The following is a 20,239-nucleotide window of genomic DNA, read 5'->3' as shown; positions in this document are numbered from 1 at the left end:
GGCCCGGCGGACGCGGGTAGGCGTCCGCCGGGCCCTTCAGGGGTCAGCGGGGGTGGCTCAGCCGCAGTGGCTCCAGCCGCTCTTCCACGACAGCGTGCCCCAGGAGCCGCCCCAGATCACGCACTTCTTGACCGCCGCCAGCCGCACCGGCCCGGCGTAGGCGGTGTACGAACCGGGGTTGGCGCCGCTGGCGCCGCCCTGCACCTGGAGGACGGCGTTCATCGACACCTTGGCGGGCACCACGTACTTGGACATGGTGATCACGCAGTTCTTGCCCGCGCTGGTGTTGTACAGCAGGTAGACCGTGGCCTTCGTGCCCAGCGCGTGCGAGTTGATCACCTTGTAGCCCGCGCCGCAGACGCCGGTCGCCGTGTAGGGGTTCGGCTTCGGCGACGGGCTCGGCTTCGCCGTGGTCGTCGGCTTCACGGTGGGCTTCACGGTGGGCTTCACGGTGGGCCTGGCGGTCGGCTTGGTGCTGGGCTGGCCGTAGGCGACGCCGGTCGTCGGCTCCGTCAACCCCGTCGGGTCGGGGTCGGGGTCGACCAGCCCGGTGCTCTTGGTCGGCTTGGCCGTCGGCCTCTTCCTGGTCGGCTCCGCCGTCGGCCGCGGCTGCTGGCGCTGGGTGGGAGGCGCCGTGGCGTGCGGCACCGTGGTGTGCGGCACCGACACCGACGGCACGTCCCGCTCCTTCGGCCCGGACGCGGTCGCCTCGGGCCCGGGCGTGGCCTCCACCAGCTCGGGGATGACGTCGGTTTCGGTCGGCTGCGCGTCGGGCGGCAGCACGTCGGTGGGCGCCACGGTGGTGTCCTGCCCCGGCTGGTTCTGCGCCGGCTGGTTCGGGCCCGCCTGGTTTTTGGCCGCCGGGTCCTGGTCGGTCCCGCTGGCGGGGGAGTCCACCGCGACAAGCTCCGCCGGGACCGCCTTGCCGGCGTTCGCCCACACGACGGTGCCGCCCAGCAGGAGCGCGCCGGCGGCGGCGGCCGACAGCGCCACGGTCACGGTGCGGCGGCGGGCGCTCGGGCCGCCGGAGGGCGCCGTGTCGCCGGACGGCGGGCGCTGGCCGGGGACGGCGGTGCCGGGCGGGGGAGCGCCGGGCGCGAAGGGCTGCGGCGGCACGGCGGGGCCGCCAGGCGGCACCGGCGGGCCCCCGGGCGCGCCGGGCGGCGGCACGGGCTGGCCGCCGACAGGGGCGGGCTGGCCACCGACGGGGGCGGCCTGGCCGCCGGCCGGTGCCGGGGGGTGCGCGGCGGGCTGTCCAGGTTGTCCGGATTGTCCGGATTGTCCGGGCTGGGGGAACGGCGGCGGCAGCGTGCTGCCGGTCTGGTGGACCCCGAGCGCCGTCTCGCCGGTCGTCTGGCCGGTGAGACGCGCGACCAGCTGCTCGGCCGTGGGCCGCAGCGAGGGGTCCTTGGACAGGCAGGCCGCCACGAGCCCGCCGAGCACCCCGTCCAGCCCGCTGATCTCCGGTTCCTCGTTCAGGATCCGGTTCATGACCACGGGGATGGAGTCGGAGCCGAAGGCGGGCTTGCCCGTCGCCGCGAACACCATCGTGACGCCCCAGGCGAACACGTCGGCCGCCTCCGAGACCGGCGCGCCGCTCAGCTGCTCGGGGGCGAGGTAGGCCGGCGTGCCCATGGCCATGCCCGTGGCCGTCGCGCCCGGGGAGTCCAGGGCGCGGGCGATGCCGAAGTCGATCACCACGGGGCCCTCCGGCCCCATGAGCACGTTCGCGGGCTTGAAGTCGCGGTGCAGGATGCCCGCGCGGTGGATGGCCGCCAGGGCGGTGGCCGTGCTGATGCCCAGCCGCTCCAGGGCCGCGCCCCTGCGCGGTCCCTCCTGGTCGACCAGCTGCCGCAGGGACGGCCCCGGCACGTAGTCCGTCACGATGTACGGCCGGCTGCCCTCCAGATCGGCGTGCAGCACGGGCGCGGTGCAGAACCGGGCCACCCGCTGCGCCACCGCAACCTCGCGCAGGAACCTCGTGCGCGCGTCGGCGTCGGCCACCAGCGCGTTGTGCAGGAGCTTGACCGCCACCTGCTCGCCTGCCGGGCCCTTGCCCAGGTAGACCACGCCTTGCCCGCCCTCGCCGAGCCGCGCGGTGATCTCGAACACACCCAGCCGACGCGGGTCGTCAGCCGCCAACGGCTGGAACTGAGTCACGTCGAACCCCCGTATTCCGTCATAGGTGGGGCAAAACGTTATCAGTGTGGTTCGTGGGTCGTCCCCCGGGTTTGACGATGTGTCCGGATTGCGATCGACTGGGCGCAGTCAGAGGCCGGCACGAACTCCGTACCGGCCTCCACCTCGCAGGTCACGCCCGCCCGGCGTCCGGCGCGACGACGCTCAGATCGCCTTGCCCGGGTTGAGGATGCCGAGCGGGTCGAAGACCTGCTTGATGCCCTTCTGCACCTCGGTCACGACCGGGCCGGCCTCCAGCCCGAGCCAGCGCCGCTTCAGCAGCCCGACGCCGTGCTCGCCGGTCAGCGTGCCGCCGAGCTCCAGCGCTGCCTTGAACACCTCGTCGGCCGCCGCCCACACGTTGGCGGGCGGCTCCAGCGTGCCGTGCTCGAAGATGAAGACGGGGTGCAGGTTGCCGTCGCCCGCGTGGGCCACCGTGCAGATCATCACGTCGTGGCGCGCGGCCGCCGCCTCCACCGCCGTGATCATGTCGGGCAGCTTCGACCGCGGCACGCACACGTCCTCCACCAGGCAGGCGCCGAGGCGCTCCTTGGCCTCGTAGGCCATGCGCCTGATCCCGATGAGGTCCTCGGTCTCCTCGGGCGAGGACGACACCGCCACGAACGAGGCGCCGTTCGCCTCGCACAGCTCCTGCATCACCGCCGCCATCGCCTGGCCGTCGGAGGCGTCCGACTGGCCGATCAGCATGGCCTGGGTGGCGTCCTCGAGGCCGATGTTGCGCCAGTCGTCGATCGCCTTCAGCGTGGCCCGGTCCAGCAGCTCCATCAGGGACGGCTGGCAGCCGGCCGCGATGATCGCCGAGACCGCCGCGGCGGCGTCGCGCAGCGAGCCGAACTCCGCGGCGATCGTCGCCGGCGGGGCGATCGGGGCACGGCGCAGCCGTACCGTCGCCGAGGTGATGACGCCGAGGGTGCCCTCCGAGCCGACGAACAGGCCGGTCAGGTCGTAGCCCGTGACGCCTTTGACGGTGCGGCGGCCGGTGTTGAGTATCCGGCCGTCGGCCAGCACCACCTCGAGCCCGAGCGCGGAGTCGCGGGTCACGCCGTACTTCACGCAGCGCAGCCCGCCCGCGTTGGTGGCCAGGTTGCCGCCGATGGTCGAGATCTCGTAGGAGGAGGGGTCGGGCGCGTACATCAGCCCGTGCTGCCTGGCCGCCCTGTCGAGGTCCGCGGTGATCACGCCGGGCTCGACGACGGCGATCTCGTCGGCGGGGTTCAGCTCGCGGATCGCGGTCATCCGGGCCAGCGACAGCACGATCGAGCCCTCGCTGGCGGTGGCCGCGCCCGCCAGGCCGGTGCCGGCGCCGCGCGGCACGACGGGCACCCGGTGCTCGGTGGCCCACCGCATGGTGGTCACGACGTCGTCGCGGCAGGTGGCCAGAACCACCCCGAGAGCCTTGCCAGGCTCGAGGAACGTGCGGTCGCGTGCATAGGAGTCGACCACGTCGGGGTCGGTCAGCACCCTTCCCTCGGGAAGGCTCTTCACAAGTGCCTCAATCACGTTGAGGACTTTACGGCCCGATTTGCGCCAGCCGTACGTCAGGGCCAGACTGCCCGGATGGATCTGTCCTGTCCGGAGTGCGGCTCTGCCGACAGGGTGACGTCGGTGCCGGGGGCCGTGGCCGAGGGCACGAGCTTCCACCTCGGGCGCGCCAGCATGCCCAAGGAACGCGCCGTCGTCGACCTTCCCGCCGCCTCGCTCATCGGCACCAGGAAGCACCCCATGACCAGGACACAGCTGGCGGTGTGGCTGTCCTTCCCTGCCAGGCACGAGGTGCCCCGCGCCCGCCACCAGGGTTACGTCATGCTCGGCTTCGCCGCGCTGGCGCACGTGGTGCTCGCGCTGACCCTGGCCATGACCGAGAAGACGAACCTGCTGGTGGACCTGCTGGGGCCGTTCTGCGTGACGGGCGTCTTCTGGTGGTTCGGGCTGATGTTCGTCCTCGGCGCGCACGGCGCGCGCAAACGCGACCAGGCCGAGGCGCCGGCCCGCGAGCAGGCGCTCCTGGTGTGGCAGGAGCTCTTCTACTGCTCGCGGGACAACGTCGCCTTCGAGCCGGGGGTCGGCGTCGCCTTCCACCCGAGCGAGACCCGTGAGTACATCTTCGGCTTCAGGTACGGCAAGCGGCCCCGCACCTGAAGCCCGAAGCGGCCGTCAGCCGCGCGCCAGCAGCTTCTCGGTCGCGACCAGCCGGACGCACACGGTCAGGCCGGTGATCGCCTCCTCCAGCTCCGCCAGGTCGGGGTAGGTGGGGGCGATGCGGATCGTGCGGTCGGCCGGGTCGTCGCCGTAGGGATGCGTCGCCCCGGCAGGGGTGAGCGCGATGCCCGCCGCCTTCGCCTTGGCGACGACCTCGCGGGCGCAGCCCTCGGGCACGTCCAGGCTGATGAAGTAGCCGCCCGTGGGCGCCGACCAGGTGGCCAGGTCCGTGCCGCCCAGCTCCTTGGTGAGGATCCTGTCGACGGTCTCGAACTTCGGCCAGACCAGCTCGGCGTGCCTGCGCATGTGCGCGGCCAGGCCCTCGGCGTCACGCAGGAACTCCACGTGGCGCAGCTGGTTCATCTTGTCCGGGCCGATGCTCTGCTTCGACAGGTTGCCGAGGTACCAGGCGACGTTGGCCGGCGAGGAGCCGAAGAAGGCCACGCCGCTGCCGGCCAGGCTCACCTTGGAGGTCGAGCCGTAGACGAAGGCGCGGTCGGGGTTGCCGTGCTCCTCGCACAGGGCCAGCAGGTCGGCCAGCTCGGCGGGCGTGTCGGTGAGGTGGTGCACCGCGTAGGCGTTGTCCCAGAAGATGCGGAAGTCGGGCGCGGCGGCCGGCAACGCGGCCAGGCGGCGCACGGTCTCGTCGCTGTAGGTGACGCCCGAGGGGTTGCTGTACTTGGGCACGCACCAGATGCCCTTGACCCGCGGGTCGTCGGCGACCAGCCGCTCGACGGCGTCCATGTCGGGGCCCTCGGCGGTCAGCGGCACCTGGACCATCCTGATGCCGAAGCGCTCGCACAGCGCGAAGTGCCGGTCGTAGCCCGGCACCGGGCACAGGAAGACGATCTCCTCCTCGTCCGCCCACCGGCGCGTGGCCCCCGGCAGCACGCTGAGCATCGAGAAGACGATCGTGTCGTGCATCATCGCCAGGCTGGAGTTGCCGCCCGCGAGCAGCTGCGCGGCGGGCACCTGCAGCGCAGCGGCGAACAGCTCGCGCACCTCGGCCAGGCCCTGCAGGTTGCCGTAGTTGCGGCAGTCGCTGCCGTCGGCCGCCAGGTGCGTCGAGGGCAGACCGGTCATCCCGTCGGCCAGGTCGAGCTGGCGTGGTGAGGGCTTGCCCCTGGTCAGGTCGAGCTTCAGGCCTCGCCGCACGAGGGCGTCGTAGTCGCTGGCGGCCTGCTCGCGCTGCGCGGTCAGCTCGTCGAGGGTCACGGGATGTTCCTTCCTAGGCTGGGACAACGAACAATAGTGGGTGTCGAAACGATAACGACGCACCAGCCCGGTCACCGGGTCAGCCGCCACAGCGAGGTCACCTCGGCGGCGCGCGCCGCGTGCAGCGGGTCGGCGGCGTCGGCGGCGCGCCGGTGGCGCGGCCGGGCCTCCAGCCGTCCCGCCACCCGCAGGCCCGCGCCGTCGAACGCGGCCAGCAACTCCCGCCTGGTGCGCAGGCCCAGGTGCTCGGCCAGGTCGGACAGGATCAGCCAGCCCTCCCCGCCCGGCGACAGGTGCCCGGCCAGGCCGCTGAGGAAGCCGTCGAGCATCCGCCCGTCCCCGTCGTAGACGGCGTGGTCGAGCGCGGTGCGCGGCGTGGCGGGCAGCCACGGCGGGTTGCAGACCACCAGCGGGACCCTGCCCTCGGGGAACAGCGAGCGCCTGCTGACCTCGACCCTGTCACCGAGGCCGAGGCGGTCCAGGTTGTCGCGGGCGCAGGCCACCGCCCGCTCGTCCACGTCGGTGGCCACCACCCGCCGGACGCCGCGCACGGCCAGCACGGCGGCCAGCACGCCGGTGCCGGTGCCGACGTCGAACGCGGCCGTCCGCGAGGGCAGCGGCGCGCGGGCCACCAGGTCCACGTACTCGCCGCGGACAGGGGAGAAGACGCCGTAGTGCGGGTGGATCCGGGCGCCGAGCGCGGGCACCGGCACGCCCTTCACGCGCCACTCGTGCGCGCCGATCACGCCGAGCAGCTCGGTGAGGGGCACCAGCACGGGGCCCGCGGGGCTGCCGTAGGCCTCCGCGCACGCCTGCCGTACGTCGGGGGCCCGGCGCAGGGGGACCGACAGGTCGGCGGCCAGCGGCACCAGCAGCCTGGCCAGCAGGCGGGCCCTGGCGGCGCGCGCCCGCCGGTACTCGTGGAAACCGGCGGGCGCCGTGCGGCCCGTGTCGGCGCGGCGGGCCAGGGCGCGCAGCAACTGCCTGGCGTTGTGGTAGTCGCCCCGCCACACCAGCCCGGTGCCCTCACGGGCCAGGCGGTAGGCGGTGCGGGCGTTCATCGTGTCGTCGGCGGGCACCAGGACGGCGGGCGGCGGCTCGGGCGAGAGCCATCCCGCCGCCTGGAGGCGGCCGTCCTCGGTCCAGTGGACGTCGAGCATCGCGTGCTCCTCTTGATCGATGGGAGATGTCGATGAAGAGCACTTCGACGCGGAGGGGACGGGTCAGCGGGTCACGGACCTCCGCGAGGAAGCGCGAGCCGCGGCGTCACCGAGAACACTGCCCAGCACGGCGAACGACATGATCAACCTCCTTGGGGTCCGCCCCATGCTAGCCGTGCCCGTGCCCGTGCCCGTGCCCGTGCCCGTGGTCCGGTCCGGCGGCCACGTCGTGTCGCACATGCCCGTGCCCGTGGCCGACGAGCGCGGCGGGCCGGCCCGCGGGCACCAGGGCGATCGCCGCGGCGGCCGCGACGGCCGCCGCGCCCGCGCACCAGGCCAGCGCCGAGGGGAAGCCGCCCACCGCGAGGCTGGAGACCAGGGCGACCCCGATCGAGCCGCCCAGCTCGTGGAAGGTGTTGATCACCCCCGAGGCCACGCCCGCCTCGCCGGGCGGGACGTTGGCCATGGTCGTCGCCGTCGCGGTGACGAAGGCGGGGCCGATTCCGAAGGCGGCGATCACGAATCCCGGCAGCAGCGTGGTGAGGACGCCCGCCTCGGGCGAGACGCGGGTCATGAGGGCCGCGCCCGCCGCGGTGAGCACGAAGGCGCCCACCGCGACCGGACGGCCGCCGACCCTGCCGACCAGCCGTCCGCCCAGGTGCGCGCCGAGCGTGATCGCGATCGCCACCGGCAGGAACAGCAGGCCCGTCTCCAGCGCGCCGTACCCCACTTCCCGCTGCAGGTAGAGCGAGCTGAGGAAGAACAGCCCGAGCATCAGGCCCGTCGCCGTCAGCATGACGAACGTGCCCGACAGCACCGGGCGCCTGGCCAGCGTCCCCGCGCGCATGAGCGGCGCCGCGGACACCCGCTCCACCCACACGAACGCCGCGTAGAGGGCGGCGGAGGCGGCCAGCCACAGCCCCGCCGTCCCCCATCCGGCCTCGCCCGCGGCGACCAGCCCGTAGATGAGCAGCGCCGTCGCGGCGGTGACCAGCAGCGCGCCGGGCACGTCCAGCCGTCGCCCGGCCGGGCGGGCGGGCGCGGACGCCGGCAGCACGGCGGGCAGGGCGGCCAGGACGGCCAGGCCGACGGGCACGTTCACGAAGAACGCCCAGGCCCACCCGGGACCGGCGGTCAGCAGGCCGCCGAGCAGCACGCCCACGGCGGCGCCCGTGCCGCCGATGGCCGCCCACACCGCCAGCGCCCTGGTACGGCGCTCGCCGTGGAAGGCGGCGGTGATGACGGCCAGCGCGGCGGGCGACAGCAGCGCCGCGCCGACCCCCTGCAGCGCGCGCCCGGCGATCAGCGGGCCGCCGCCGGGGGCCAGCCCGCACAGCAGCGAGGCCAGCGTGAAGACGGCGAGCCCGGTCATGAGCGTCCGCCGGGCGCCGAAGGTGTCGGCGAGCCGGCCGCCGAGGACCATCAGCCCGCCGAAGCACAGGGTGTACGTCGTGACGACCCAGGTCAGCGCCTCGCGGCCGAGCTCCAGGTCGGCCCCGATGGACGGCAGCGCCACCTGCACGACGGTGATGTCGATGATCAGCATGAACTGGGCCAGGCAGAGCAGGACCAGCAGCATGGGGGAACCCCTCCGCTAACTCGTACAGTAGTGTTCGAGTTATGAGGCAAGCATACGGAGGGCGGGTATGTCCAGCGTGATGTCAGGCGGCGAGCACCGAGCGGAGCGTCCTGGTCAGCACATCCGCGGCGACCTCACGCGGCAGGCGGCCCGCCTCGATCTCGCCCGCCGCGTTGTGCAGCAGCCCGAAGAACGTCGTGACCAGCCACGACAGCGGCAGGTCGGTGCGGAAGGCGCCCTCGTCCATGCCGCGCTCGACCAGCCGCTCCACCCGGGCGAGCGGCCTGCCGTGGCGCTCGCGGATGCGCTCGGCCGGCAGCGCCCTGTCGGCGGCCACGAACAGGCGGCGGTGCCGGTCGAGGATCTCCCACGAGGAGCCGATCAGCCTGTCCATCGCCTGAGCGGCGGGCAGGGCGTCGAGTTCGAGGCCGGACAGCGCCGCCTCGGCGTTGTCGACGGCCTCCTGCAGGACGGCGTCGACCAGCGACTCCCTGGAGGGGAAATGACCGTAGAGCGTGACCCTGCCGACGCCCGCCTCCTTGGCGATCTCCGCCACGCTGACGTTCGGGTCGGCGCTCAGCAGCCGCGCGGCCGTGGCCAGGATCGCCGCGATGTTGCGCTCGGCGTCGGCCCTGCGCGGCGAGCCCGCCTTTCCCGGTGTCTTCCCCGTCGTCGTCCCCATGGTGAAACTGTAGGACCCGGCGTACGCCGCGTCCGACGGTCGTCGCGTTCGCGACCGTGATGGAAATGACCGCATGGAGACGACCGCCATGGAGACGGCCGCCATGGAGACGACCGCCATGGAGACGACCGCCATGGAGACGGCCGCCATGGAGACGACCGCCATGGAGACGACCGCCATGGAGACGATCGCTGGGGCGGGGCAACCTCGGGGCGGGGCGCCGCCGATCGCTGTTCGGCTGATGCCCTGGCCGGCGGCACGAGGGCCGGCGAGGCCGTCAGGTGATGCCCGCCACCAGGTGCTCGACGAGACCGGCGCGGACGGGGCGCCGGCCGAGGTCGCCGCGTTCATGACCGGGCGCCGGAAGGAGGCGCGGTCAGTGGAGGGGCGCAGGGAACAGACGCGTTCGTCGACCAGGCGCCCGGAAGGAGGCGCGTTCATCGACGAGGCGCCCGGGAGGCGGCGCGGTCGGTGGCCGGGCGCCCGGGAGGAGGCGCGGTCAGTGGGTGGCGAAGTCCGTCCGGCCCTGCCAGGGGGTGGCGGGCAGGCCGGTGATGCCGGCGTCGGCCGCGAACAGCCCCCCGCCCGCGGTCGTGACGACCAGGGTGGTGCCGACGAAGGCCGCGCTGGAGGTCTTCGGCGCGCCGACCTTCACCGCGCCGAGCAGCCGCCCGCCGGGTGAGTACCGGCGGACCTCGCCGACGCCCCAGACCGCGATCCACAGGTTGCCCTCGACGTCGACCGCCATGCCGTCGGGCAGCCCGTCGTTCACCTCGAAGGCCACCGCGCGCGGGCCGACGCGGCCCGACTCCACGTCGTACGGTTGCGCCCACACCACGCCCGGGATGCTGTCCACGTGGTACATCGTCCGCCCGTCGGGCGACCAGCCCAGGCCGTTGGAGACGGTCAGGCCGTCGGCCGGCACGCTCACCGTGCCGTCGAGCTCCAGCCGGTAGAGCCGTTCCTGGCCCTGCCGGTCGTCCTTGGCGAGGCTGCCGGCGAGGAAGCGTCCCGCCGGATCGCACCGGCCGTCGTTGAGCCGGCTGGCCACCCCTTCCGGCAGCACCCTCGGCCCCATCGTGATCCGCTCGCCGATCGTGGCGAAGCCGTCCCGGGCCGCGACCAGCAGGGAGCCGTCGGCGGCCGGCGTGACCGCGCCCACGGTGCCCGGCAGGGTGTGCGTCCTGGCCACCCGCAGGTCGCCGGCCGTGAAAGCGCCCTCCAGGACCCTGCCGGTCGGGATGTCGACCCAGAGCAGCCGCTCGGCCACGGGGTCCCACAGCGGCCCCTCGGCCAGCTCGTAGGTCTCGGTGGACAGCCGGTCGGCGATCATCGCAGCTCCTTCACGATGGCGTGGATGTCGGGCAGCGCCTCCACCAGGGAGGTCAGCGGGGTGCGGTAGGCCAGCGCGCTGACGCTGACCGCTCCGCTCGGCGTGGTCGCGGAGGTCAGGAAGGCGGGGACGGCCACGCAGGTGACGCCCTCCTCGTTCTCCTGGTCGTCGAGCGCGTGGCCGCGCTCGCGCACCGCCGCCAGCTCCGCGCACAGCTCGGCGAGGCCGGTCCTGGTGCGTGCGGTGCGGCGCTCCAGCGGGGCCGCGCGCGCCCAGGCCGTCACCGCGGCGTCGTCGGGCAGCGCCCAGGCCAGCAGCAGCTTGCCGACGCCGGTGCTGTGGGCCGGGTTGCGGCCGCCGACGGTGGAGGTGAGCCGCACCGGGCCGGACGGCGGATCCACCTTGGCCCGGTAGACGACCTCGTGTCCGTCGAGCACCGCGTAGTGCGCGGTCTCGCCGAAGCGGGCCGCCAGCCGCTCCAGCGCCGGCCTGATCCTGACGTGGTCGGGCCGCGCCTCGTGGTGGGTGAAGGCGAGCCTGAGGAACTCGTCGCCCAGCAGGTAGCGGCCCCGGCCGTCCTGGACGGCGAGCCCCGCGCGGCGCAGCGCGGCCAGCGCCCGGTGCGCGGTGGGCTTGGGGCTGCCGACCGCCCTGGCCATCTCCTCCAGCCCGACACCCTCGGGCCGCTCGGCCAGCAGCCGCAGCACCGCCAGCACCCGGTCGGCGCCGACGAGGCGGTCTTCACCTGGCGGCGTTCCAGGGTCGATCATGTTCCGAAGATTAGACCAGTGTTCCGACTGATGGAAGACGGCCGCCGAGACGGTCATCAGGCCCAGGTCCGCCGCCGGAGTCGCACAGAGGGAGTCGCACAGAGAGTGTGTCGTCACGCATCCCCCGTGACCGCCGGGGTAGTGAGGAAGCCCAGGTCAGCACGACCACGAGAAAAACGAGCAGATGGCTTCCGGTACGGCGGGCATTGGCGTCAAATGGAGTGATCGGGGCAACACTCCGCGTGGAGGGGGAGCAACCGTGACGACAGTTCGCGAGACCTCGATGCAGCAGGTCAGACGACGCCACACGGGCACCGTCATCGCCGCGTGGCTCTCGACGACCGACCACAAGGTCATCGGGTACCTCTACCTGATCACCTCGTTCGTCTTCTTCCTCGTCGCCGGCGTCATGGCCATGATCATCCGGGCCGAGCTGGCCCAGCCGGGCCTGGAGTTCGTCACCCAGCAGGTGTACAACCAGCTGTTCACCATGCACGGCACGATCATGCTGCTGCTGTTCGCCACGCCGCTGTTCGCCGGGTTCGCCAACGTCATCATGCCGCTGCAGATCGGCGCGCCCGACGTGGCCTTCCCGCGGCTGAACGCCGTGGCGTACTGGCTGTTCCTGTTCGGCGGCATCATCGTGCTGGCCGGCTTCGCCACTCCCGGCGGCGCGGCCGACTTCGGCTGGTTCGCCTACGCCCCGCTGTCCACCGCGACGTTCTCGCCGAGCCCCGGCGGCGACCTGTGGATCATGGGCCTGGCGATGTCCGGGCTCGGCACGATCCTCGGCTCGGTCAACTTCATCACCACCATCATCGGCATGCGAGCGCCCGGCATGACGATGTTCAGGATGCCGCTGTTCACCTGGAACACGCTGCTGACCAGCATGCTCGTGCTCATGGCCTTCCCGGTGCTGGCCGCCGCGCTGCTCGTGCTGGAGTCCGACCGCAAGCTCGGCACCCACGTCTTCGCCCCCGAGAGCGGTGGCGCGATGCTGTGGCAGCACCTGTTCTGGTTCTTCGGCCACCCGGAGGTCTACATCATCGCGCTGCCGTTCTTCGGCATCGTCACCGAGGTCATCCCGGTCTTCAGCCGCAAGCCCATCTTCGGCTACATCGGCCTGGTGGGGGCCACCATCGCCATCGCGGGCCTGTCGATGACCGTGTGGGCGCACCACATGTTCGCGACGGGCCAGGTCCTGCTGCCGTTCTTCTCGTTCATGACGTTCCTCATCGCCGTGCCCACGGGGGTGAAGTTCTTCAACTGGGTCGGCACGATGTGGCGCGGCCATCTGAGCTTCGAGACCCCCATGCTGTTCGCGATCGGCTTCCTCGTCACCTTCCTGCTCGGCGGGCTGACCGGCGTCATCCTCGCCTCCCCGCCGCTGGACTTCCAGATCAGCGACAGCTACTTCGTCGTCGCCCACTTCCACTACGTGGTCTTCGGCACCGTGGTGTTCGCCATGTTCTCCGGCTTCTACTTCTGGTGGCCGAAGATGACCGGGCGGATGCTCGACGACCGGCTCGGCAAGGTGCACTTCTGGTCGCTGTTCATCGGCTTCCACACCACCTTCCTCGTCCAGCACTGGCTGGGCATGGTCGGCTTCCCCCGCCGCTACGCCGACTACAGCCCCACCGACGGCTTCACCACCCTGAACCTCATCTCGTCGGTGGGCGCCTTCCTGCTCGGGGCCTCCACGTTGCCGTTCCTCTACAACGTCTGGAAGACCTGGCGCACCGCGCCCAAGATCACCATCGACGACCCGTGGGGCTACGGCGGCTCACTGGAATGGGCCACCTCCTGCCCGCCGCCCCGGCACAACTTCGTGAGCATCCCGCAGATCCGCTCCGAACGGCCCGCCTTCGACCTGCACTACCCGCGCGTGGCCGCGCAGTCTCGCCAGGTCGACGAGGTCCGGGCGGCCGAGCTGGGCGCCGAGGAACGCGGGCCCGGCGGCCCACCATGACGTGGCGGGCCGTACCAGATCGGGGCTGGCCCGATCCCCGGCCCGGTGCTTACGTGGAAAAGGACGTTTCGCCAATCTAGGGAGATCGGCGATGACAGGTACACGCACTCCCTTCAGTCCGGAGACCGCGCCCTGCGGTCGCCAGTCCGGCGGTGAACGGCTGGTCGACGACGACGGCTACGGCCTGGTGATCAAGGACCAGTACTTCGACTGCGGATGCCGCAGGATCCGGCACGAGTATCACGACGGCAGCATCCACCTCAGCGTCATCCGCCACGACGGCAGGCGCATCCGGGATCAGGACCAGCCCGACCACGGGAGCTGACACATGATCGACGTGCTCATTGTCGGGGGAGGCGGAGCCGGTCTGCGGGCGGCGATCGCGGTCGCCGAGACCGACCCCTCGTTGACGGTGGCGGTCGTGTCGAAGGTCTACCCCATGCGCAGCCACACGGTCTCGGCCGAGGGCGGCGCGGCCGGGGTGATCGGCATCGGAGACACCCTCGACGAGCACGCCTACGACACCATCTCGGGCGGCGACTGGCTGTGCGACCAGGACGCGGTGGAGGCGTTCGTCGCCGAGGCGCCGCGCGAGCTCATCCGGCTCGAGCACTGGGGCTGCCCGTGGAGCAGGGAGCCCGACGGGCGCGTGGCGGTCCGGCCGTTCGGCGGCATGAAGCGCCTGCGCACCTGGTACGCCGCCGACAAGACCGGCTTCCACCTGCTCCACACCCTCTTCCAGACCACGCTGAAGTACCAGGAGATCGTCAGGTACGACGAGTGGTACGTCACCCGGCTCATCGTCGACGACGGCCGCGTCCACGGCGTGGTCGCCATCGAGATCAGGACGGGCCGGGTCGAGGCGATCGCGGCCAGGACCGTCATCCTGGCCACCGGCGGCTGCGGGCGGGTCTTCCCGTTCACCACCAACGCGGCGATCAAGACGGGCGACGGCATGTCGCTGGCCTACCGGGCGGGCGCGCCGCTGAAGGACATGGAGTTCGTCCAGTACCACCCGACCGGCCTGCCGTTCACCGGGATCCTCATCACCGAGGCGGCCCGCGCCGAGGGCGGCTGGCTGGTCAACAAGGACGGCTACCGCTACCTGCAGGACTACGACCTCGGGCAGCCCACCGACACGCCCCGGCTGCGCAGCATGGAGCTCGGCCCCCGCGACCGCCTCTCGCAGGCCTTCGTCGGCGAGCAGGAAAGGGGCCGCACCGCCGAGACGCCCTACGGCCCCGTCGTCTACCTGGACCTGCGCCACCTCGGCGAGGCGAAGATCGAGGCGCGGATCCCGTTCGTCAGGGAGCTGTGCAGGTGCTACCAGAACCTCGACCCCGCCACCGACCTGATCCCGGTCCGGCCCGTCGTGCACTACATGATGGGCGGCGTCCACACCGACCTCGACGGCGCCACTCCGATCGCGGGCCTGTTCGCGGCGGGGGAGACGGCGTGCGTGAGCATCAACGGGGCCAACCGGCTCGGCTCCAACTCGCTGCCCGAGATCCTCGTCTTCGGCGCGCGGGCGGGCGCGGCGGCGGCCAGGTTCGCCGCAGCCCACCGCGGCGGCGAGGTCGCGGCCGTCCGCGGCCAGGGGGAGGACGAGCGGCGGCGGCTGCGGCGCGCGCTGGACGGCGGCGGCACCGGGCCGAGGATCGCCGACCTGCGCGAGGAGATGCAGCAGACGCTGGAGGGCGCGGCGGGGATCTACCGGACGGGCGAGACGCTCGCCAAGGCGGCGCAGACGCTGGCGTCGCTGCGGGAACGCGCGGTGGACGCCCGGGTGGACGACGACAGCACCACGTTCAACACCGAGCTGCTCTCGCTGCTCGAACTGCACGCGATGCTCGACGTCGCCGAGACGATCGTGGCGTGCGCGCTCGGCAGGACCGAGTCCAGAGGCGCGCACCAGCGGCTCGACTTCCCGGCCCGCGACGACGCGCAGTTCCTGGCCCACTCCCTGGTCCAGCGCGCGCCGTCCGGCCTGCCGTCGGTCGGCCTGCTGCCCGTCACGCTCACCCGCTGGCCGCCCGGCCGGCGGGTGTACGGCCGTGACTGAGCCGCCGGTGGCGGAGCGAAGGGTCGACAAAAGACGGGGCGATTGAAGACGGGGCGATTGAAGACGGGGCGATTGAAGACGGGGCGATGGGGAAGGGAGGCCGATGAGCACCAGGTCGAGCCAGGAGCCGGCGCCGACCGGCGGGGACGGCACGCAGGACACCGCGCGGGACACCGGGCCGGACACCGCGTCGGACACCGGGTCGGACACCGCCCGGCCCGCCGTGCGGGACGCCCCGGCCACGATCAGGCTGGAGATCAGCCGGTACCGCCCCGAACGGGACGAGAAACCGGTGTTCGAGTCCTTCGACGTGCCGATGCGCGACGACTGGGCCGTCCTCGACGGCCTCAACCACGTCAAGGACCGGCTGGACGGCACGCTGACGTTCCGGTGGTCGTGCCGGATGGGCGTGTGCGGGTCGTGCGGCATGAACGTCAACGGCAAGCCCAGGCTCACCTGCGGCACCTTCCTCACCGAGTTCGGCGGCGGACCGGTCAGGATCGAGCCGCTCAAGGGCTTCCCCGTCATCCGCGACCTGGTCGTGGAGATCGACGACTTCCTCGCCAAGCTCTCCCACGTGCGGCCCTGGCTGATCAGGGAGGGCGAGGAGCTGCCGCTGACCGCCGAGTACGCCCAGACGCCCGAGCAGCTCGAGGCATACAAGCAGTACTCGATGTGCATCAACTGCATGCTGTGCTACTCGGCCTGCCCGGTCTACGTGCTCAACCCCGACTTCCTCGGCCCGGCGGCCATCGCGCTCGCCCAGCGCTACAACCTCGACTCGCGCGACCAGGGCGACCGGCTCGACCTGCTCGGCGGCGACGAGGGGGTGTGGGGCTGCACGTTCGTGGGCGAGTGCACCAGGGTCTGCCCCAAGCACGTCGACCCCGCCGAGGCGATCCAGCGCTACAAGGTCACCGCCGCCATGCGGTCGGTCCTGCCGTGGAGCAGGCGATGACGGCCGCCGGCGCCTACCGGCCGCCCCGCGACCGGCTGTGGTTTCTGCGCTCGCGCTCCTACGCGCTCTTCGTCGCCAGGGAACTGACCAGCCTCTTCGTCGCCTGGACGGTCGCCTACCTGCTGCTGCTGGTCGCCGCCGTCACCGGCGGCACGCTGCAGGAGTTCGCCGCCCTGGCCGCGCGGCCGTGGATGATCGCGCTCAACGTGCTCGCCCTGGCCGCCACCGCCTTCCACGCGGTCACCTTCCTCAACCTGGCGCCCAAGGCCACCGTCGTCAGGCTGGACGGCTGGCGGGTGCCCGCCTTCATGATCCAGGGCGGCAACCACACCGCGTGGCTGCTGGTCTCGGCCGTCCTGGCGTGGGCGGTGCTGCGATGAGACGCACGCCGGAGCCGTACCTGTGGCTGCTGTTCAGCGCCGGCGGCGTGGTCGCCGCGCTGCTGCTGCCGGTGCTGGTCCTGCTGTTCGGGGTGCTCATGCCCCTGGGCGTGCTCGACTGGCCGGCGCAGGCGCGGCTCGCCGCGCTGCTCGACCCCGTCCCGGTACGGCTGGCGCTGGTCGTCGTCGTGGCGCTCTGCCTGTCCCACGCCGCCCACCGCATCAGGTTCACCAGTGAGGAGATCCTCGGCATCGCCAGGTTCGACCGCGCCCTCGCGGTCGCCTGCTACGGCGCCGCGATCGCCGGCACGGTCGTCGCCGCCGTGCTGCTGTTCTGACGGGGCTGTGCTGACAGAGCTGTTGTGACAGGGCTGTTGTGACAGGGCTGTTCTGACGTTGCTGTTCTGGCGTTGCTTCTCCGGCGGGGGCTGCTCTGAGAGGGCGCCGGCGGCGGCCATGCCGGGATCCCCATGCGCACGCGGCGATCACCGGCCGCCGGGCCAGGCGCCCGGCGGCCCTACCATGTCAACCATGACCGAGCTCCGCAGCAAGGCTGAGCACACCGAGGCCATCCGCAGGGACCGCAGGATCGCCGTGGTGATCAACACGCGCTCCCGCCGTGGCCGCCGCCATTACTTCGAGGTGCTGGACCAGATCCACGCGCTCGGCTTCGAGCCGCTGGCGGAGTACTCCGTCGTCAACCCCAAGCGGCTGCGCGCGCACCTGGACAGGGCGCTGGAGACCAAGCCCGACCTGCTGGTGGTCGGCGGCGGCGACGGCACGCTGTCGTCGGCGGTCCGCCACGTCGCCCACCGCGACGTGGCCCTCGGCGTGCTGCCGCTCGGCACCACCAACAACTTCGCCCGCAGCCTCGGCCTGCCGCTCGACCTGGCGGGCGCCATCCGGGTCTTCGACACCGGCAAGGTCGCCGACATCGACCTCGGCATGGCCGAGGACCGGCCGTTCGCCAACCTGGCCAGCTTCGGCGTCTCGGTCGAGGTCGCCGGCACGGTCAAGCCGTGGCTCAAGCGCATCCTCGGCCGCCCCGCCTACCCGCTGACCGCCCTGACGATCATCCCGGGCCACAAGCCGTTCCGCGCCGTCCTGACCGTCGACGGCAAGCGGCACGAGCTGCTCACCGACCAGCTCAACATCGCCAACGGCCGCTTCCACGGCGGCTGGCAGGTGGCCCGCGACATCAGCATCGACAACGGCATGCTGGTGGCCTACCAGCTCGGTTCCGGCAAGAAGCTGCGCCTGCTCGGCGAGACGCTGGTGCGCGCCACCACCGGCAGGTGGCGCAGCCTGGCCGGCGGGCCGTTCGTGATGGGGCGCGAGATGCTGCTGGAGACCGAGCCGCCGATGGCCGCCGACGTCGACGGCGAGGTACGGCTGCGCACCCCGATCAGGCTGCGCGTGGTGCCCAACGGGGTGCGCGTGATGGTGCCACCGGACTTCCAGGACAGCTGAGCGCCGCCCGCCGCCCGGCCGGACCCGCGGCCTGCCGGGACGGGATCGCGGTCCCGGCAGGCGCGGCCACGAGGGTCAGGCGCCGGGCGAGATGCGCCGGTACCAGTCGAACGTCCGCCTGACCCCCTCCTCCAGCGGCACCCGCGGCTCGAAGCCCGTCAGCTCCCGCAGCAGGGAGATGTCGGGACAGCGGCGGGCCACCGAGCCGGCCGGCGCGGGCACCGGGTCGATGACCGGGTCTCCGCCCGCCAGCCGCAGCACCAGCTTGGCCAGGTCGGAGATGGTCGTCTCCTCGGTGTCGTCGCCGATGTGCACGATCCGCCCGAAGGCCGCGGGTGTCGCCATCAGCCGCACCATCGCCTCCACCGCGTCCTCGACGTGGCAGAACGCCCGGGTCTGCTCGCCGCCGTACAGCCGGAACGGGTTCTCGCCGCGCAGGGCGCGCAGCGCGAGCTCGGGGATCACGTGGTCGGCGCCCATCCGCGGCCCGTACACGTTGTGGAAGCGGCCCACGACGGCCTGCGCGCCGTGCAGGACCGCCGCCTCGCCGTGCAGCTTGCTGATGGCGTAGGAGAAGCGCGGCGCCGCCACGTCCTCGATGACCAGCGGGACGCTCTCGGGCGTCGGCACCGGCACCAGCCCGGCGGTGACGCCGCCCGCGTACGCCTCGCTGGTGGAGGCGTAGAACAGCGGCTCGCCGGGCCTGATCCAGTCCAGCAGGTGCATCAGCGCCAGGGTGTTGACGCGCAGCACCCTGGCGGGGTCCCGCTCGACGTTGCGGACGCCGACGACGGCGGCCAGCAGGTAGATCTGGTCCCAGCCGTGCTCCAGCGCCCGGTAGGAGGCGGGATCGGTGAGGTCGGCGTCGCGCACGTCCAGCGGCATGCCCTCCAGGTCGCGGTCGCGCCTTCCCCTGGAGAAGTCGTCGACGACGGTGACGGCGTGGCCGTCGGCCAGCAGGCGCCTGGCGAGGTGGAGCCCGATGAAGCCGGCGCCGCCCAGCAGAAGGACTCTCATCGCGTGTATCCGATCCCCGCGTAGCGGATGCCCCGTCCGGTGAGCCCGTCGGCGTCGAGGATGCGCCAGGAGTCGAACAGCACCCTGATCGGGGTGTCGCCGACCGTCATCCCGCGGTAGTCGGGGTGGTCGTTGACGATCAGCATCGCGTCGGACTCGGCGAAGGCCTTGTCGAGGCTGACGGGTCGCCCGCCGTACCGGGCGATGACCTCGTCGGCGACCAGCGGATCGTGGCCGAGGACGGTCAGCCCCGCCCTGGTGAAGACCGGCATCATGTGCTCGACGGGGGTGCCGCGCATGTCGTCCGTGGCCGGCCAGCCCTTGTAGGCCCAGCCGAGCACCGACAGGATGACGCCGTCCGTCTCGCCGAACGTCTCACGGATCAGGGCGACCAGCCGTTCGGCGACATGGGACGGCAGGCGCTCGTTGAGCGCGCGGGCGTGGCCCACCAGCGAGGTGCTGGCGCTCGCCCGCATGAGGTACGGGTCCTTGGTGAGGCAGCCCCCGCCCACGTAGCCGGGCTTGGCCAGGTCGGGGCGCGGATAGCCGAGGTTGGCCGCGCCGATGACCTCCAGCGGGTCCAGCCGGTGCTGCTCGGCGATCAGCGCCAGCTCGTTGCCGTAGGCGTAGATCAGGTCGGTGTGGCAGTTGTTGGCCAGCTTGACCATCTCGGCCGCCTCGAGGCTCGAGACGGGGACGATCCGGTCGGCCAGCCCCTCGAACAGCTCGACCCCCGCATCGAGGCTGTCCTGGTCGAGCCCGCCGATCACCTGGGGCAGCTCGACCAGCTCCCGCAGCGCCTGCCCCTGGATGGTGCGTTCGGGCGCCATCACCAGGCGGGTGCCGGGCCCGAGGCGGGGCAGCACGACCGAGCGGCTGGTGCCGATCGGCACCGTCGATTGCACCACCACCAGGCGCTGCCGCCCGCACGCCTCGGCGGCGGCGGCCAGGCCGTCCAGGCGCGGTGTCCCGGTGGCGAGGTCGACGGGCGTGGACACGCACAGGATCACCGCGTCCAGCGGCTCGCCGGGCAGCGCCGCGCCGATGCGGACGCGGCCGCCGAGGTGCTCGTCGAACACCTCCTGCACGCCCGGCTCGAACACGTGGATCCGCCCGCGCGACAGCGCCTCCACGACGGCAGGGTCGACGTCCACGCCGTGGACCGTGAAACCCTTGCGGACCAGTGCCGCGGTGAGCGTCAGGCCTACGTATCCCATGCCGACAACGCCGACGGTCTTCGGCATCG

18 protein-coding genes are annotated in these 20,239 nt (G+C 72.6%); 8 read left to right on the top strand and 10 right to left on the bottom strand.

The window, feature by feature from the left end; translation table 11 throughout:
• Nucleotides 1–57: 57 nt before the first annotated feature.
• Nucleotides 58–2,160 carry a protein kinase domain-containing protein gene (locus tag ACWEVS_RS09825; RefSeq protein ID WP_452550854.1) on the bottom strand — a complete coding sequence of 701 codons (2,103 nt, stop codon included), beginning with the start codon at nt 2,158–2,160 and terminating at the stop codon, nt 58–60.
• A 183-nt stretch (nt 2,161–2,343) separates the two neighbouring features.
• A complete protein-coding gene (locus tag ACWEVS_RS09820) occupies nt 2,344–3,699 on the bottom strand; it encodes an FAD-binding oxidoreductase (protein ID WP_354907289.1) in 1,356 nt (451 codons plus the stop codon).
• A 57-nt stretch (nt 3,700–3,756) separates the two neighbouring features.
• Between ACWEVS_RS09820 and ACWEVS_RS09815 the strand changes: the two genes are divergently transcribed.
• Entirely contained in the window at nt 3,757–4,338 is a 582-nt protein-coding gene (locus tag ACWEVS_RS09815) for a hypothetical protein (RefSeq protein WP_449927450.1), read from the top strand.
• A 15-nt stretch (nt 4,339–4,353) separates the two neighbouring features.
• Here the strand turns inward: ACWEVS_RS09815 and ACWEVS_RS09810 are convergent, their stop codons facing one another.
• The 6 genes from ACWEVS_RS09810 to ACWEVS_RS09785 form a co-directional block, all read right to left on the bottom strand.
• Nucleotides 4,354–5,613 (bottom strand): aminotransferase class I/II-fold pyridoxal phosphate-dependent enzyme, encoded by a 1,260-nt coding sequence (locus ACWEVS_RS09810; RefSeq protein ID WP_452550851.1) that lies wholly within the window; start codon nt 5,611–5,613, stop codon nt 4,354–4,356.
• 71 nt (nt 5,614–5,684) lie between these two features.
• On the bottom strand, nt 5,685–6,773 hold the full coding sequence (locus ACWEVS_RS09805; RefSeq protein ID WP_452550849.1) for a methyltransferase: 1,089 nt from the start codon (nt 6,771–6,773) through the stop codon (nt 5,685–5,687).
• 169 nt (nt 6,774–6,942) lie between these two features.
• Entirely contained in the window at nt 6,943–8,352 is a 1,410-nt protein-coding gene (locus ACWEVS_RS09800; RefSeq protein WP_452550847.1) for an MFS transporter, read from the bottom strand.
• Nucleotides 8,353–8,434: 82 nt separating this feature from the next.
• The gene (locus ACWEVS_RS09795; protein ID WP_452550845.1) at nt 8,435–9,214 is read right to left on the bottom strand and encodes a TetR/AcrR family transcriptional regulator; all 780 of its coding nucleotides are present in this window, start codon (nt 9,212–9,214) and stop codon (nt 8,435–8,437) included.
• Nucleotides 9,215–9,533: 319 nt separating this feature from the next.
• The gene (locus ACWEVS_RS09790; protein WP_449927464.1) at nt 9,534–10,367 is read right to left on the bottom strand and encodes an SMP-30/gluconolactonase/LRE family protein; all 834 of its coding nucleotides are present in this window, start codon (nt 10,365–10,367) and stop codon (nt 9,534–9,536) included.
• Entirely contained in the window at nt 10,364–11,137 is a 774-nt protein-coding gene (locus tag ACWEVS_RS09785; protein ID WP_449927467.1) for an IclR family transcriptional regulator, read from the bottom strand. The genes ACWEVS_RS09790 and ACWEVS_RS09785 overlap by 4 nt, the downstream gene beginning before the upstream one ends.
• 283 nt (nt 11,138–11,420) lie before the next feature.
• Here ACWEVS_RS09785 and ctaD point away from each other — a divergent pair, with 283 nt between their 5' ends.
• The 7 genes from ctaD (at nt 11,421) to ACWEVS_RS09750 (ending at nt 17,976) form a co-directional block, all read left to right on the top strand.
• Nucleotides 11,421–13,106, top strand: coding sequence for an aa3-type cytochrome oxidase subunit I (ctaD, locus tag ACWEVS_RS09780; RefSeq protein ID WP_449927741.1), 1,686 nt, complete (start codon nt 11,421–11,423; stop codon nt 13,104–13,106).
• A 91-nt stretch (nt 13,107–13,197) separates the two neighbouring features.
• Nucleotides 13,198–13,431, top strand: coding sequence for a hypothetical protein (locus ACWEVS_RS09775; RefSeq protein WP_449927470.1), 234 nt, complete (start codon nt 13,198–13,200; stop codon nt 13,429–13,431).
• 3 nt (nt 13,432–13,434) lie between these two features.
• Complete coding sequence (gene frdA / locus ACWEVS_RS09770) at nt 13,435–15,168, top strand: fumarate reductase (quinol) flavoprotein subunit (RefSeq protein ID WP_449927473.1); 1,734 nt, start codon at nt 13,435–13,437, stop codon at nt 15,166–15,168.
• A gap of 103 nt (nt 15,169–15,271) precedes the next feature.
• Entirely contained in the window at nt 15,272–16,126 is an 855-nt protein-coding gene (gene sdhB, locus ACWEVS_RS09765; protein WP_452550843.1) for a succinate dehydrogenase iron-sulfur subunit, read from the top strand.
• Nucleotides 16,123–16,506 (top strand): hypothetical protein, encoded by a 384-nt coding sequence (locus ACWEVS_RS09760; protein ID WP_354907276.1) that lies wholly within the window; start codon nt 16,123–16,125, stop codon nt 16,504–16,506. Before sdhB ends, ACWEVS_RS09760 begins: the two co-directional genes overlap by 4 nt.
• The gene (frdD, locus tag ACWEVS_RS09755; protein WP_452550841.1) at nt 16,503–16,844 is read left to right on the top strand and encodes a fumarate reductase subunit FrdD; all 342 of its coding nucleotides are present in this window, start codon (nt 16,503–16,505) and stop codon (nt 16,842–16,844) included. Before ACWEVS_RS09760 ends, frdD begins: the two co-directional genes overlap by 4 nt.
• Before the next feature lie 193 nt (nt 16,845–17,037).
• The gene (locus ACWEVS_RS09750) at nt 17,038–17,976 is read left to right on the top strand and encodes a diacylglycerol/lipid kinase family protein (protein WP_354907274.1); all 939 of its coding nucleotides are present in this window, start codon (nt 17,038–17,040) and stop codon (nt 17,974–17,976) included.
• 75 nt (nt 17,977–18,051) lie between these two features.
• On the opposite strand, the gene ACWEVS_RS09745 is transcribed toward ACWEVS_RS09750, so the two are convergent.
• Both ACWEVS_RS09745 and ACWEVS_RS09740 read right to left on the bottom strand, forming a co-directional pair.
• On the bottom strand, nt 18,052–18,993 hold the full coding sequence (locus tag ACWEVS_RS09745) for an NAD-dependent epimerase/dehydratase family protein (RefSeq protein ID WP_452550839.1): 942 nt from the start codon (nt 18,991–18,993) through the stop codon (nt 18,052–18,054).
• The gene (locus ACWEVS_RS09740) at nt 18,990–20,237 is read right to left on the bottom strand and encodes a nucleotide sugar dehydrogenase (RefSeq protein ID WP_452550837.1); all 1,248 of its coding nucleotides are present in this window, start codon (nt 20,235–20,237) and stop codon (nt 18,990–18,992) included. The genes ACWEVS_RS09745 and ACWEVS_RS09740 overlap by 4 nt, the downstream gene beginning before the upstream one ends.
• Between the last annotated feature and the right edge of the window lie 2 nt (nt 20,238–20,239).

The organism is Nonomuraea sp. NPDC003754, from assembly GCF_053605785.1.
This window is presented reverse-complemented; position numbering and strand designations above follow the sequence as displayed.